Source organism: Halopseudomonas oceani (assembly GCF_002903165.1).
Classification (GTDB): Bacteria; Pseudomonadota; Gammaproteobacteria; order Pseudomonadales; family Pseudomonadaceae; genus Halopseudomonas; species Halopseudomonas oceani.
Window position 1 is genome coordinate 93,054 of sequence record NZ_PPSK01000001.1, and the last position, 14,367, is coordinate 107,420.

At 62.0% G+C, this 14,367-nt stretch carries 16 protein-coding genes; 11 read left to right on the forward strand and 5 right to left on the reverse strand.

Going from position 1 to position 14,367, the window contains the following annotated elements; all coding sequences use genetic code 11:
- Position 1: 1 nt before the first annotated feature.
- The 5 genes from C1949_RS00455 to C1949_RS00475 form a co-directional block, all read right to left on the reverse strand.
- Complete coding sequence (locus C1949_RS00455) at positions 2 to 886, reverse strand: CheR family methyltransferase (RefSeq protein WP_104736510.1); 885 nt, start codon at positions 884 to 886, stop codon at positions 2 to 4.
- 55 nt (positions 887 to 941) lie between these two features.
- On the reverse strand, positions 942 to 2,978 hold the full coding sequence (locus C1949_RS00460) for a methyl-accepting chemotaxis protein (protein WP_104736511.1): 2,037 nt from the start codon (positions 2,976 to 2,978) through the stop codon (positions 942 to 944).
- Between the two features lie 92 nt (positions 2,979 to 3,070).
- On the reverse strand, positions 3,071 to 3,607 hold the full coding sequence (locus C1949_RS00465; protein ID WP_104736512.1) for a chemotaxis protein CheW: 537 nt from the start codon (positions 3,605 to 3,607) through the stop codon (positions 3,071 to 3,073).
- A 45-nt stretch (positions 3,608 to 3,652) separates the two neighbouring features.
- Positions 3,653 to 4,018, reverse strand: a complete 366-nt coding sequence (gene pilH / locus C1949_RS00470) for a twitching motility response regulator PilH (RefSeq protein WP_104736513.1) — start codon at positions 4,016 to 4,018, stop codon at positions 3,653 to 3,655.
- Positions 4,019 to 4,055: 37 nt separating this feature from the next.
- On the reverse strand, positions 4,056 to 4,469 hold the full coding sequence (locus C1949_RS00475) for a response regulator (protein ID WP_104736514.1): 414 nt from the start codon (positions 4,467 to 4,469) through the stop codon (positions 4,056 to 4,058).
- A gap of 227 nt (positions 4,470 to 4,696) precedes the next feature.
- On the opposite strand from C1949_RS00475, the gene gshB reads away from it, so the two are divergent.
- The 11 genes from gshB (at position 4,697) to siaD (ending at position 14,365) form a co-directional block, all read left to right on the forward strand.
- Complete coding sequence (gene gshB / locus C1949_RS00480; protein ID WP_104736515.1) at positions 4,697 to 5,650, forward strand: glutathione synthase; 954 nt, start codon at positions 4,697 to 4,699, stop codon at positions 5,648 to 5,650.
- 115 nt (positions 5,651 to 5,765) lie between these two features.
- On the forward strand, positions 5,766 to 6,662 hold the full coding sequence (locus C1949_RS00485) for an energy transducer TonB (protein WP_104736817.1): 897 nt from the start codon (positions 5,766 to 5,768) through the stop codon (positions 6,660 to 6,662).
- 70 nt (positions 6,663 to 6,732) lie between these two features.
- A complete protein-coding gene (locus C1949_RS00490; RefSeq protein WP_104736818.1) occupies positions 6,733 to 7,293 on the forward strand; it encodes a YqgE/AlgH family protein in 561 nt (186 codons plus the stop codon).
- Positions 7,293 to 7,733 (forward strand): Holliday junction resolvase RuvX, encoded by a 441-nt coding sequence (gene ruvX, locus C1949_RS00495; RefSeq protein WP_229744326.1) that lies wholly within the window; start codon positions 7,293 to 7,295, stop codon positions 7,731 to 7,733. The genes C1949_RS00490 and ruvX overlap by 1 nt, the downstream gene beginning before the upstream one ends.
- Entirely contained in the window at positions 7,730 to 8,242 is a 513-nt protein-coding gene (gene pyrR / locus C1949_RS00500) for a bifunctional pyr operon transcriptional regulator/uracil phosphoribosyltransferase PyrR (RefSeq protein WP_104736516.1), read from the forward strand. Before ruvX ends, pyrR begins: the two co-directional genes overlap by 4 nt.
- 7 nt (positions 8,243 to 8,249) lie before the next feature.
- Positions 8,250 to 9,245: an aspartate carbamoyltransferase catalytic subunit gene (locus tag C1949_RS00505; protein WP_104736517.1), complete on the forward strand. Its 996-nt coding sequence runs from the start codon at positions 8,250 to 8,252 to the stop codon at positions 9,243 to 9,245.
- 3 nt (positions 9,246 to 9,248) lie between these two features.
- The gene (locus C1949_RS00510) at positions 9,249 to 10,523 is read left to right on the forward strand and encodes a dihydroorotase (RefSeq protein ID WP_104736518.1); all 1,275 of its coding nucleotides are present in this window, start codon (positions 9,249 to 9,251) and stop codon (positions 10,521 to 10,523) included.
- A 59-nt stretch (positions 10,524 to 10,582) separates the two neighbouring features.
- A complete protein-coding gene (gene siaA, locus C1949_RS00515; protein WP_104736519.1) occupies positions 10,583 to 12,574 on the forward strand; it encodes a biofilm regulation protein phosphatase SiaA in 1,992 nt (663 codons plus the stop codon).
- A 28-nt stretch (positions 12,575 to 12,602) separates the two neighbouring features.
- Positions 12,603 to 13,145 carry a biofilm regulation protein kinase SiaB gene (gene siaB, locus C1949_RS00520; RefSeq protein WP_104736520.1) on the forward strand — a complete coding sequence of 181 codons (543 nt, stop codon included), beginning with the start codon at positions 12,603 to 12,605 and terminating at the stop codon, positions 13,143 to 13,145.
- A 22-nt stretch (positions 13,146 to 13,167) separates the two neighbouring features.
- Complete coding sequence (siaC, locus tag C1949_RS00525; RefSeq protein WP_104736521.1) at positions 13,168 to 13,545, forward strand: biofilm regulation phosphoprotein SiaC; 378 nt, start codon at positions 13,168 to 13,170, stop codon at positions 13,543 to 13,545.
- 7 nt (positions 13,546 to 13,552) lie between these two features.
- Complete coding sequence (gene siaD / locus C1949_RS00530) at positions 13,553 to 14,365, forward strand: biofilm regulation diguanylate cyclase SiaD (RefSeq protein WP_104736522.1); 813 nt, start codon at positions 13,553 to 13,555, stop codon at positions 14,363 to 14,365.
- The last annotated feature ends 2 nt before the right edge of the window (positions 14,366 to 14,367 follow it).

Consider the following 14,367-nt stretch of genomic DNA (forward strand, 5'->3'; position numbering starts at 1 on the left):
TTCACTCCAGACGTCCATTGCTGTCCCGGCGCACGTATGCCTGCACCTGATCATCAGGTAGGCGTTCGAGCAACGGGTTGTTCCAGTCCACGATTTCACCCAGTCCGATCACCAGCAGGCCACCTGGAGCCAGCCGTCTGGCAAGCAGGTTCAACAGGTCGCGACGACGCCAGCGGCGGAAATAGATGAGCAGGTTCTGGCAGAAGATGATGTCCAGGTCCTGAATCGGAGCCTGGGCCAGTTCAAGAATGTTCAAGCGGGCAAAACAGACCCGGTCACGCAGGGCATACGCCACTTCATGGCGATCATTGGGCAACGGCTGCAGCCATTCACGGCGCTCCCGTTCGTTCAGCCCGCCGAGGCGGCCGCCCGGATAGATCGCGGTACGACCCTGCTCCAGCGCCTTGTGGCTGATGTCAGTCGCCCAGATGCCGTAGCCCGGAGGATGACCACCAGCCCGTCGAATGCTCTGCTCGACCATGATCGCCATGGAGTAGGCTTCCTCGCCACTGGCGCAGCCGACGCTCCATAGCTGCAGAGGACGCTCCTTGGCCTGCGCCTGCAGCAGTTGATCGAGGTGACGACCAACCACATCAAAGGAAGGGCGGTGGCGCATGAAACTGGTTTCGCGCACCGTCAGACGCTCAATCAGTGCAGACCATTCGACCGCGCCGGCCGCACCGTTGGTCACGTGCTCGAAATACGCCTGATAATCAGCCATATCGAGTTCGCGCATCCGCGCGCTCAGGCTGGTCTGCAGAAAGGTCTTGCGTTGATCGCTGACGCACACGCCCGTGCGCGCCTCCAGCAGCGTTTGCCACTGACGAAACTGCTGCACGTCCATTTCCGGCAGCTGTTGCAACGACCAGTTTTGCGTTGTCTGCACGTATGACCCTCGCACTCAGCGTCTTCGGGCGACGTCTGACGCCGCCCGTTTCAGCTTAGTCGCCCTGCGGCAGTGTGAAACCATCAACCGACTGACGCATCGCCTCGGCCAGTTTCGCCAGTTCACCAATGCTGCGCGCCGTCGTGGTAGTACCTGCAGAGGTCTGCGAGGTAATTTCCTGAATGACGTTCATGGTGTTGGAGATGTGGCCGGCCGAAGAGGCCTGTTGGCGTGCCGCGTTGGAGATGTTCTGAATCAACGCTGCCAGGCTAGTCGATACTTTTTCAATCTCTTCCAGAGCGACACCAGCGTCCTGCGCCAGGCGAGCACCCCGTACCACCTCGGAAGTGGTCTGTTCCATCGAGATTACCGCTTCGTTGGTATCGGTCTGAATGGTTTTAACCAGGGCCTCGATCTGCTTGGTTGCACCGGAGGAGCGTTCTGCGAGGCGCTGTACCTCGTCCGCAACCACCGCGAAGCCTCGACCGGCGTCGCCAGCCATGGAAGCCTGGATCGCCGCGTTAAGAGCCAGAATGTTGGTCTGGTCGGCAATGTCGTTAATCAGGCTTACGATGTCACCGATCTCCTGGGACGACTCACCCAGACGCTTGATCCGCTTGGAGGTGTCCTGGATCTGCTCACGAATGGTGTCCATGCCAACGATGGTGTTCTGTACCACCTCGTTACCCTTGTTGGCGATGGCTACCGAGCGCTCCGCTACCGCCGCCGATTCGGAGGCGTTGGCAGATACCTGGTCAATGGAAACCGCCATCTCGTTTACCGCCGCCGAGGCGCCGGCAATCTCCTGCGCCTGGTGCTCGGAGGCTTCGGCCAGATGCATCGCGGTGCCCTGTGTTTCCTGGGCTGCGCGCTCCACTTCCTGAGCGGTATCGTTAATGGTACCTACCAGCGCACGCAGTTGGTCGATGGACTCGTTGATGGAGTCGGCGATCGCGCCGGTGAAGTCCTCGGTTACCGTTGCCTGGGCCGTCAGGTCACCGTCGGCCAGGTCGCCGATTTCGTCGAGCAGCCGCAGAATTGCCGCCTGGTCACGCTGGGTTTTTTCCAGCGTCTCGTCCAGACGCAGACGGGTATCACGGGTCAACTGGATACCAATCAGCAGCAGACAGGTCAGCGCGATGGCCGCCAGCACGTAGCCCAAAATGGTGTTGACAACACGGGCATCGGCGTTGTCTTCAAATGCTTTTGCCAGGCGGGATGCGTTCTCCAGCAGCGACTGCGAGTCGGTGAAGATGTCGTTGGCAGCAGTCCGTACCTGATACAGCTCCGGGGAGGTCAGCAGAATCTGGTCAACCGAGTCGGATACATAACGGAACAGCGACTGAATTTCCTGCAGTCGGCTGGCTGCCTCTGCGTCAGCTACCTTGGTAATGCCGATACTGGCGTTACCTTCGATCATGCCCTGCAGTACCCGCCCGAACAGGCTGGCATCACGGCCGAAGCTGTCGGCCGCCATAACCGCGTCTTCGTCACCTTCCAGTACCCGGTTTACCGAACCAAGGATACGTTCAGCCAGCAGAGACTGGCGCTGGGCGATAGCGACTTGATCGGCTGGCGCATTGCTGGCGATCAGCACGTCTACCACGTCTTCATACTCGACCTGCAACTGCGGCACCGTGTCAGACAAGGTAGCGGCAACCTCATGCAGCGAAAGTACTGTGGTCTGGCTGGCCAGGATCGCATCAGCGTTGCGACGTACCTTGTCCCAGTCACTCTGCAGCTGTGCCTGCTGGTCGGCCATGCTCGCCGGCATCGGCGGCAGACCGGAAGCGGCGTCGCCCTGGACCAGGAAGTCCCAGCGTTGCTGGAAGTCATTACGTGCGCTCAACAGCAGACCAAAGGCCTCCGGCGTACCGGTGGCCGCTTCGGTTGCCGACTTGGAGATCTGCTGGGACAGAACCCGCAGCTCACCGGCGTGACCGATGTACTCGGTATCACGCGAGCTCTGCGTGTTCAGATACAGGAAGTTGGCGATCAGCAACACCAGCGACAGCAACAGAATGGCGCCTAGGCCAAGTACCGTACGGTTGCTTCGCAAGGAAGACAGCGTCTGTGTATCAAGTATCTTCATATTACTGGCCCCTACCTGGCCTACGGCTGTTTTTTCTGGCTAACATGCTCCGGCGCAAGTGCGGCGCTAACCGCACGTCACACCAATTCTGATCAGATAGCTACGTCAAGAAAGTCCTGATCACGTGCCAGGGCGCGAAAATTGAACACCAGCGCCTCACGCTCCCCCTGGTATCCACCGATCACATACGGCCGCACCCGCGGCTCCAGCTCTGGCAATTCGGTACTGAAGGTACTGACCGGCAAATGCTGCATCCCCAGTACTTCATCGACCAACAGGCCGACAAACAGGTCGTCACGATCCAGCACCAGCACCCGACGCTGCTTACGCCCGCCACTGGTGGCCACACCGAAAAAGCGACTCATATCAACAATCGGCAGCAGACGCCCGCGCACGTTCGCCACACCGCGAACCCAGGCCTTGACCCGAGGAAGTGCGGTGTAGCGAGGCTCGTGGAGAATTTCCGTGATTTCACCCATGGCGACCAGCATGACATGGCCCGCAAGGCGAAAACCGACACCGCTCCAGGTTTCGCTGACTTCGTCCTGCGACGGAAGACCCGCCGCCTGTTGGCGACATTGGCCAGCGAGTTGCTGCAGCAGTTCAAAGGGATGTTGAGTGTCTGACATGCCGTCCCTGTTCTCTTTCTTATCCGGCATCGAAGGTGCCGGCACCTAGCTACCGAGCACGGTTTTCAGCGTCTTGATCAGGATGGACTCATCGACCGGTTTGGTCAGATAGTCCTTGGCGCCCTGACGGGTACCCCATACCTTGTCGGTTTCCTGATCCTTGGTGGTCACGATGATGACCGGGATATGATTAGTTTCCGGGTCCTTGGTCAGCTGACGGGTTGCCTGAAAGCCGTTCAGGCCAGGCATAACGATATCCATCAGCACCGCATCCGGTTTCTCCTGCCGGGCCAGCGCCACACCGTCAGCGCCATTTTCGGCCTTGAGGACTTCGTAACCGTGTTTTTCCAGCATGCCGGTCAGCTTGTACAGCTCGGTCGGCGAATCATCTACTACCAAAATGCGAGCCATCAGACTCCCCCGGGTTGTTCTTCGAATGAGTTAGTGCTCAGGCACCAGCGGCGCCCGCGACGCTACCGCTCTGCGGAACATGGGCACGAATGGCGCCCAGCAGTTCTTCCTTGCTGAACGGTTTGGTCAGATATTGGTCAGACCCGACGATCCGACCCTTGGCCTTGTCAAACAGACCGTCCTTGCTCGACAGCATGATGACCGGGGTAGCCCGAAAGGCGCTGTTGTTCTTGATCAGGGCACAGGTCTGATAGCCGTCCAGGCGCGGCATCATGATGTCGACAAAGATGATATCCGGGTGGTTGTCGGCAATCTTGGCCAGTGCGTCAAAGCCGTCAACCGCCGTGATCACATTACAGCCAACTTTCTTCAGCAGGGTCTCAGCCGTGCGTCGGATCGTCTTGCTGTCATCAATCACCATGACCTTGAGGCTCTCGAAATTTTCTTCCATAAGACCAGCCTTTGTTATTGATGGAGGGTCGTTTCAGAAGGCTGCTGTGTGGCACCCCTCGACCAGCCAAATCCCTTTCCGCGTACTTTTAGCATAGATTCCGCAGTCAATCTATAAAGCCGGAGCGGCTCCGAGGCAACACTGCCTACCTGTCCGCACTGGCTGTGCAGACACTCTGGCGCTACACTCGATTCCCCTTCCGAAACAGCCAGGAAAGCACACATCCTATGCGAATCCGCCTCGGTATAGTCATGGATCCAATCAACGCGATCCACTACAAGAAGGACAGTTCTCTGGCCATGCTGCTGGCCGCCAGCACCCGCGACTGGGAACTCTTCTATCTGGAGCCCCAGGACCTCTATCTGGCCAATGGCAAAGCCATGGGCTGCCTACGTCCGCTGCAGGTTCACGCTAACCCGGATCACTGGTATGACCTGGGTGCACAACAGCAGGCGCCGCTCGATTCGCTGGACGTGATCCTGATGCGCAAGGACCCGCCGTTCGATAACGAGTTTCTCTATGCCACCCACATTCTGGAAGCGGCAGAGCGTGACGGCGTACTGATCGTCAACCGCCCCGCCAGCCTGCGCGACTGCAATGAAAAGCTGTTCGCCACCCAATTCCCGCAATGTGCACCGGATCACGTAGTGACTCGCCGCGCGGACATTCTCCGCGAATTCGCCACCCGGCACCGTGACGTTATTCTCAAACCGCTCGACGGAATGGGCGGTTCAATGATTTTTCGCATAAGAGAAGACGATCCCAATCTCAGCGTGATCATCGAGACACTGACCCAGCACGGTACGCAGCAGATCATGGCCCAGCGCTACCTGCCGGAGATCAAGGATGGCGACAAGCGGATCCTGATGATCAAGGGTGAACCGGTGCCCTACTGCCTGGCCCGCATCCCGCAGCAGGGCGAAACCCGCGGCAATCTGGCCGCCGGCGGCCGCGGCGAAGCGCGACCGCTGACCGAGCGCGACCGCTGGATCGCAGCGCAGGTTGGCCCGGCGCTGCGTGAGCGCGGCCTGCTGTTCGTCGGCCTGGATGTGATCGGCGACTATCTCACCGAAATCAACGTCACCAGCCCGACCTGCATCCGCGAAATCGACGCAGCCTACGACACCGACATCGGCGGTCGCCTGATGGACGCCATCGAGGAGCTGCTGCAGGCTCGCTGAGTTGGCAGCACGCCGCCGGGCGCAGATGTTCGGCGGCGTGACGCAGCACATGGACTTTTCCAGTCGCCGCGGGCAGACTGCTGCAGATAGTGACAGCACCCAGCACACGGATCGCATGAACAACGCAGCACCCCCCATTGCCGCCAGCACACCACCGACCGTCACCCCACGTGATCGCCTCGGCTTTACCCTGTTTCTGGCCGCGGTGCTGCATGCCCTGGTCATTCTTGGCATCACTTTCGACATACCGACCCCGAACGAGCTGTCGAAGAGCCTAGAAATCACCCTCGCCACCCAGCACAGTGAAGCACCACCGGAAGACGCCGACTATCTTGCCCAGATGAATCAGCAGGGCAGCGGGACACTGGATGAAAAGGCTGCGCCCAGCACCACGGAAGAAGCGCCTTTCCAGGACAGCGAGATCAATCAGATCAGTCCGCCACCCCAGGTCAGCGCGCCGCCGCCCGAGCCCGTGCAGCAGAAAACCGTAACCACCACCGCACCCAGCCCGCAACGCGTTGATACCGCACCGCCGACGCCCAAACCGGTACCCGCGCCTGCAGCCCAGTTGCGTTTCGACATGAATGACCTGTCGCGCGAGATCGCCAGCCTGGAAGCCCAACTGGCCGAAGACCGCCAGGCCTATGCCCGCCGTCCGCGTATCCTGCGCCTGAACGCCGCCTCGACCATGCAGGACAAAGGCGCCTTCTACAAAGATGCCTGGCGCCGCAAGGTCGAGCAGGTCGGCAACCTCAACTACCCAGCCGAAGCCCGCGCCAACCGCATTTACGGCAGTCTGCGCCTGCTGGTTCAGATCAACCGCGACGGCACCCTGCGCGATGTGCAGATCCTTGAGTCCTCAGGCGAGCGGGTGCTGGATCAGGCCGCCATGCGCATCGTCCGCCTGGCAGCGCCTTTCATGCCTTTCACCGGCGACCTGATGGACATCGACGTACTGGAGATCATCCGCACCTGGCGCTTCGAACCGGGCGACCGGGTATCCAGCTTCTGACCCACAAGCGAGCGGCCTGCGCGGCAATTCGGGCCTTGCCCTGCCCGGCCTTCGGCTCAATACTATGGCCATGATGCAAACAACCCCCAGCAACCTCACCCATCACTTTCTGATCGCCATGCCGCATATGGCTGATCCGCATTTTGATCACAGCCTGATCTACCTCTGTGAACACAGCACTGAAGGTGCGATGGGCTTGATTATCAACCAGCCCAGCGATCTCAACCTGAGCGATCTGCTCGACCAGTTGGCCCCCGACATCACTACCGGCATCGACGTCGCCGTACTCAACGGTGGCCCGGTCGAGCCAGAGCGCGGCTTCGTGCTGCATGGCGGCGAGCGCAAATGGGAGTCCAGCGTCGATCTCGGCCCACTGACGCTGACCACCTCGCGTGACATCCTCTGCGACATGGCCAAGGGTGCAGGGCCGGACAACGTCCTGATCACCCTCGGCTATGCCGGCTGGGGTGCCGGCCAACTGGAACAGGAGCTGGCCGACAACGTTTGGCTGAGCTGCCCGGCCGATCACGGCATTCTGTTCACGCTGCCCTGTGACGAGCGACTGGCCGCCGCGGCGCGCTCACTTGGCGTGGACTGGAGTCTGCTGACCAGCCAGGCAGGCCACGCCTGATGCCAACCACCCACCGCCGCGCCATGGCGTTCGACTACGGCACCCGGCAGATCGGCGTCGCCGTTGGCCAGACCCTGACCGGTAGCGCCGAGCCGCTGACTAACCTGCGGGCCCGTGACGGCGTGCCGGACTGGGATCAAGTCGGCAAACTGATCCGCGAATGGGAGCCGAACGTGTTGGTGGTTGGCCTGCCGTTGAACATGGACGGCAGCGCCAGTGACATGAGCGAACGCGCCGCCCGCTTTGCCCGCCGCCTGAACGGCCGCTTTCAGCTGCCGGTCGAGACGGTCGACGAGCGTCTGAGTACCTTTGAAGCCAAACAACACCTCAAGTCGCAGGGACGCACACCGAGCAGCTACCGGGACGACCCGGTCGACAGCCTCGCCGCGGCTCTGCTGCTGCAGACCTGGCTGAGCAGCCAGAGCAAGGAGACACCATGAGCACACTTCCCGCGGTCGACAGCCTGCTGAGCAGCATGGCCGACCAGTTGCGCGCCCACCTCAGCGCGCGACAGATCAGCGACCCGGCCTTTGTCGGCATTCATACCGGTGGTGTCTGGGTTGCCGACGCTCTGCACGCTGCCGTCGCCCCTGAGGCGCCGATGGGCACGCTGGACATCGCCTTCTACCGTGATGACTTCGAGCAGCACGGCCTGCCGCAACGGGTTCGTCCGTCGGAACTGCCGTTCAGCGTCGACGATCGTCACATCATTCTGGTCGACGACGTACTGATGACCGGCCGTACCATCCGCGCCGCGCTGAACGAGCTGTTCGATTACGGCCGCCCAGCCTCCGTCACCCTGGTTACCCTGATTGACGTCGACGCCCGCCAGTTGCCGATTCGCGCTGACATTCTTGGCGCCAGTCTGGCCCTGGAGGAAGGCCAACGGGTAAAATTGACCGGACCCGCCCCGCTGCAACTGACCCTGACCGACGCCGCTACCAACTGAGATCGCCATGAGCCTGACGCCGCATCACCTGCAACTCAACCAACAGGGCCAGCTGCGCCACTTCCTGACCATCGAAGGGCTGTCACGCGACCTGCTGACCGAACTGCTCGATACCGCCGACTCCTTCCTCGAAGTCGGTGAGCGCGCGGTCAAAAAAGTACCGCTGCTGCGCGGCAAGACGGTCTGCAACGTGTTCTTCGAGAACTCGACCCGGACCCGTACCACCTTCGAGCTGGCGGCCAAGCGGCTGTCGGCCGACGTGCTCAACCTGAACATCTCGACCTCGTCGACCAGCAAGGGCGAAACCCTGTACGACACCCTGCAGAATCTCGAGGCGATGGCCGCCGACATGTTCGTCGTGCGCCACGGCGATTCCGGCGCCGCGCACTTCATCGCCGAGCGGGTCTGCCCGGACGTGGCCGTGATCAACGCCGGCGACGGCAACCACGCGCACCCGACCCAGGCCATGCTCGACATGCTGACCATCCGTCGGCACCGCGGCGACTTCGAGAACCTTTCGGTCGCCATCGTCGGCGACATCCTGCATTCACGGGTTGCACGCTCCAATATGCTCGCCCTGAAAACCCTCGGCTGCCCGGACATTCGCGTGATCGCCCCGCGCACCCTGCTGCCCGAAGGCATTGACCAGTACGGCGTACGGGTCTTCAACGATCTGCGCGTTGGCCTGCGTGACGTCGACGTGGTCATCATGCTGCGCTTGCAGAAAGAACGCATGCAGAGCGGCCTGCTGCCAAGCGAGAGCGAGTTCTACAAGCTCTACGGCCTGACCCGCGAGACCCTCGCGCTGGCCAAGCCCGATGCACTGGTCATGCACCCCGGCCCGATCAACCGTGGCGTCGAAATCGAATCGGAGGTCGCCGACGGCCCGCAATCGGTGATCCTCAAGCAGGTGACCTACGGCATCGCCGTGCGCATGGCCGTCATGTCGATGGCCATGACCGGACAGACCACCCAGCGCCAGCTCAACCAGGAAGCGAACTGAACCATGCGACTGACGATTGAAGGCGCCCGGGTCATCGACCCCGCCAGCCAGTTTGATGAAATTACCGATCTGCATATCGCCGCCGGCCACATTCTGGCCATCGGCGCCGCACCCGAGGGCTTCAGCCCCAACCAGCGCATCGACGCCCGCGGCCTGATTGCCTGCCCCGGCCTGGTGGACCTCAACGTTTCCCTGCGCGAGCCCGGCTACAGCCGCAAGGGCAGCATCGCCAGCGAAACCCGGGCCGCGGCCGCCGGCGGCGTGACCACCCTGTGCTGCCCGCCGGACAGCCGCCCGGTACTGGACACCCCGGCGGTGGCCGAGCTGATCCTGGATCGCAGCCAGGCTGCCGGCAACGCCCGCGTGCTGCCCATCGGTGCCCTGACCAAAGGGCTGGAAGGCGAGCAACTGAGCGAACTGGTCGCCCTGCGCGACGCCGGCTGCGTTGCCTTTACCCAAGGGCTGGCGCCGATGGGCAGCAATCGCATCCTGCGTCGCTCGCTGGAATACGCAGCGACCTTCGGCCTGACCATCATTTTCACTCCGCAGGATGCTGACCTGGCCGAAGGCGGCATGGCCCATGAAGGGCCAACCGCCTCCCGCCTGGGCCTGGTCGGCATCCCGGAAAGCGCCGAAACCGTCGCTTTGGCCCGCGACCTGCTGCTGATCGAGCAGACCGGCGTACGCGCCCACTTCAGCGGCCTGACCAGCGCCCGCGCGATGGACATGCTGGCTGATGCGCAGGCCCGCGGCCTGCCGGTGACCGCCGACGTTGCCGCCTACCAACTGCTGCTGTGCGACGAGGACCTGACCGGTTTCTCCAGCCAGCTGCACGTCATGCCCCCGCTGCGCTCCGCCGACGACCGGCGTGCCCTGCGCCAGGCCGTGCAGAGCGGCGTGGTGCAGGCTATCGCCTCGCATCACCAGCCGCACGAAGCCGAAGCCAAGCGAGTGCCCTTCGCTGCCTCGGCACCGGGCATCAGCAGCGTCGAAATTCTGCTGCCGCTGACCATGACACTGGTCGCCGATGGCCTGCTGGAAATGCCTGCGGCGCTGTCGCGGGTCACCACCGGGCCGGCAGCGGCTCTAGGGCTGTCAGCCGGGCAGTTGAACCAAGGCGGCGTCGCCGACATCACCCTGTTCGACCCGGCCCAGGCCTGCGAAATCGGCCGCAACTGGCTGTCCAGGGGAGCGAACTGCCCGTTCATCGGCAAAGGCGCGCCAGTGGCGGTCACCCACACACTGTACGGCGGAAAGCTGGTATACCAGACACCCTGACGCTGGAGCGGAGGACCGCCCGGCGAGGCACACACTGACCGATTGGAAGGAGTCCGGGCATGGCCGCATTCGGCTTGCGTGGCAAATCACTGCTGGCCCTGGTGCTGGCCTGTCTGTTGGCACTGGTACCCGCCGGCCTGATCGGCTGGTCGGTGCTAAGCGGTATTCACGAGCACTTTGGCGAGGCTTACGCCCGCAACGCAACGCTGCTTAGCCGCGAGAAAATCAGCGCGCCAATCAGCCGCGAGCTGGCGCTGTCCTTACGTTTTGCCAATTCCGAAGTAACCCGCCAGTGGCTGCTTGACCCGAACGATCCGGCCAAGGCCGCTCTGTTCTTCCGGGAGGCAGAGCTGTACCGCGGCGACTTCCGTGATCACGCCTACTTCATCGGCCGCCTGGACAACCTCAGCTACTACTTTAACGGCGGCGACCAGCCCCCCAGTACCGAGCCGCGCTATATTCTCAATCCCGACTCTGACGCCGACAGTTGGTTCTTCAGTACCCTGCGCAGTACCGAAAACTACAACATCAACGTCGACACCAACCCTGAGCTGGATACCACCAAGGTCTGGCTCAACATGGTGGTCAAGGATCACGACGGCAGCGTACTGGCCCTCGCGGGTTCCGGGCTGGATCTGTCCGACTTCATTCGCGACTTCATCACCAGCGATGATCCGGGCGTGACTCCCATGATCATCGACGCCGATGGAGCCATCCAGGCGCACAGCGACCGCAGCCTGATCGCGCTCAATTCCGGTGCCGACGCCAACAAGGGCACCGGCGCCAACCTGCTCAACCTGGTCAGCGACAAGGATCGCGCAGCGGTAGTCGCCGCCATTACCGCAGTCACAGCCGAACCGGGCGCTGTGCGTACATTACCGGTGCAGCTGCAAGGCACCTCCGAGCTACTGGCCCTGACCTTTATCCCGGAACTGAACTGGTATGTGGTCAACGCCATCGACCTGACCACCGCCGAGGTCATCGACAGCACCTGGCTGACCCCGTTGCTGATCGGCCTGGCCGCCCTGCTGCTGCTCATGGTGCTGATTTTTGCGGTTGCCATCGAGCGCCTGCTGCTTGGCCCGCTGCGCCAGCTCAAAAGTGGCGCCCAGGCGATGGCCGCCGGCAACTATGACGTGACCATGCCCGCCGCCCGCGACGATGAGATTGGCGAACTCAGCGACGCCTTCGGCATCATGGCCGAGAAAGTGCGCAGCCATACCCAGGAGCTGGAACAACGAGTGCAGGAACGCACTCAGGATCTGGAACAGGTCAACCAGCAGATGCACGCAGCGCGCAAGAAGATTGAAGACTCGATCGACTACGCCAGTCTGATCCAGCGCTCGATCCTGCCCAACCGGGAGCTGGTTAATGCCCTCGGCGAGCATCACGCCGTGCTCTGGCGCCCGCGCGACGTGGTCGGCGGCGACTTCTACATTTTCCGCAACGAACAGGATCACTGCCTGTTCGGCGTCGTCGACTGCGCCGGCCACGGCGTTCCCGGCGCTCTGATGACCATGCTGGCCCACGCCGCGCTGGACCAGGCCATCAGCGATTGCGGCATGCACGATCCGGCTGCCGTCCTGCGCCGCACCGACCAGATCGTCCGGCACATGCTCAGTGATTCGGAGGAAACCAAGTCGGTGGCGACCAACATGGACGTCGGCCTTGCTTACGTCGACCTCACGGCCCAGCAGGTTACCTTTGCCGGCGCCAAGATCTCCCTGTATCACAGCGACGGCGAAGTCGTGGAGCATCTCCCGGGCGCGCGCCGGGCACTGGGCGACAAGCGCCAGGGCGAGTACCAGAACGCGCAGATAGCACTACAGACCGGTCGCACCTTCTACCTGTGTACCGATGGTTTCCTCGATCAGGCCGGTGGCGACCGCGGCTTCGGCTTCGGCAACAGCCGCTTTGCCGAAATGCTGCGCAGCCACGCCAGCTTGCCACTGAGCGAGCAAAGCGCCGCATTCAGCGATACACTGGCCGCATACCAGGGCAATTACCCGCAGCGCGACGACATCACCATGCTGTGTTTCCGTTTTGACTGAGCAACCGCCCGACCGCACAGGAGTTGTAATGGACAATATCGACCTATTCTCGATGCGCGAGAGCTTCAACAGCCAGCAGATCTTGCTGTGTTTCAACGGCCCGATTTCGCGCAGCCTGATTGAAGAGATCGGCAATGCGTTGCGCAATTACCTGGCGGCCGACAGCGCACCCACCTCCGCGGCCATGGATGTATTCGCGGTCTATATCGAAATGACCCAGAACATCAGCCACTACACCCGCGGCAAAGGCTGGAGCGAGCCGGAAGCTGGCGCCACTGTGGTCGTCTCACGCAACCAGGAAGGGCGCTATGTGGTATCGGCGGGCAACCTGATCGAAAGCGCGGATGGCGACAGTCTGGTCAAAGCCATCGACGACCTGGCAAAGCTCGACAAGGCCGGCCTGAAGGCAGCCTACAAGGAGCAGCTTCGACGCCCGCGTGACGGCGAGCGCCCCTCCGGCGCCGGCCTGGGCCTGATCGATATTGCTCGCAAATCCAGCGCTCCGCTGCAGGCTTCCCTGCAGCCCGCCGCCAACGGCCGCAGCTTCTTCAGCCTGCGCGCCGTGATCTGACCGAACCAAGAGCCAAGTAACCATGAATGATTTCAGCATCCCAAGCTCGCAATCCACCCCGGAAGTCCGCAGCGACTGGGCCGCAGGCCAACTGCACATGGCCGGCGATTCCTACCCGGAAAACTCGTTCGACATGTTTCAGCAAGTATTCGACTGGATCGAATCCTACCTTGAGCAGGCCAACGCCGAGCTGAGCCTCGAGTTGCGTCTGCTATACCTGAATACCAGTAGCGTCAAAGCCATGATGGATGTCTTTGACTTGCTCGAAGCGGCTCACCAGGACGGTAAGCCGGTTCAGGTCAACTGGTACTACGACCCACAAAATGAACGCGTCGCGGAACTGGCTGAGGAGTTCAAGGAAGACTGTACGTTCACCTTCAACATCATCAGTCACTCCTGAGCACGCCATGAAAGAGTCAAAAGGGGACCTTGAAACGCAGATCAGCCAGTTGCTGGAGCAAACTGCCTACCAGGACAGTCCTCTCTACGCGCCGCTGCGCGAACTGTGGACAGCCCATCAGGACCTGGCACGGCGCATCGACCGGATCAGCCACATCTCTGACGGCTACCAGAGCATGGCCAGGCAGCGAGAGCAATCACTGACCGAGCGCCTCAACAAGCAACTGCGTCAACTGGAGAAGGTCGCCCGCATCTCGGATCGCTACCAGAACATGATGCGCGACCTGAACGAGGCCCTGCGCGAAGCGTCAACCCACGACGCGCTGACCGGCCTGGGTAACCGTCGCCTGCTGGTAGACCGCCTGAAGAAGGAAGCAGAGCGCTATATCCGCTATCAGCGCCCGTTCAGTCTCGCCATGCTGGATGTGGACCACTTCAAGAGCATCAATGACCGTTACGGTCACGAAGTCGGTGACGGGGCACTGGTCGAGCTGGCCCGCGTTCTGGATGCGGAAATCCGCGACAGCGACCTGTGCGGCCGTTGGGGTGGTGAGGAGTTTCTGATCCTGCTGCCGGAAACCGGCAGCGACGAAGCGACGCTGGTGATGGAGCGGGTCCGCACCGCGGTGGAGCGTTTGGGCATTCGAGTACAGGACGAGCTGGTCGGCATGACCGTCAGTATCGGCATCGCCCAGCACGGTAAGAACAGCAGCTATTCCGATACCATTAGCCAGGCCGATCACGCCCTGCTTGAAGCCAAACGCGGTGGCCGCAACCGTCTGAGCACAGCAACCAATAACGCACCCGCCGTCAGCGAGTGACG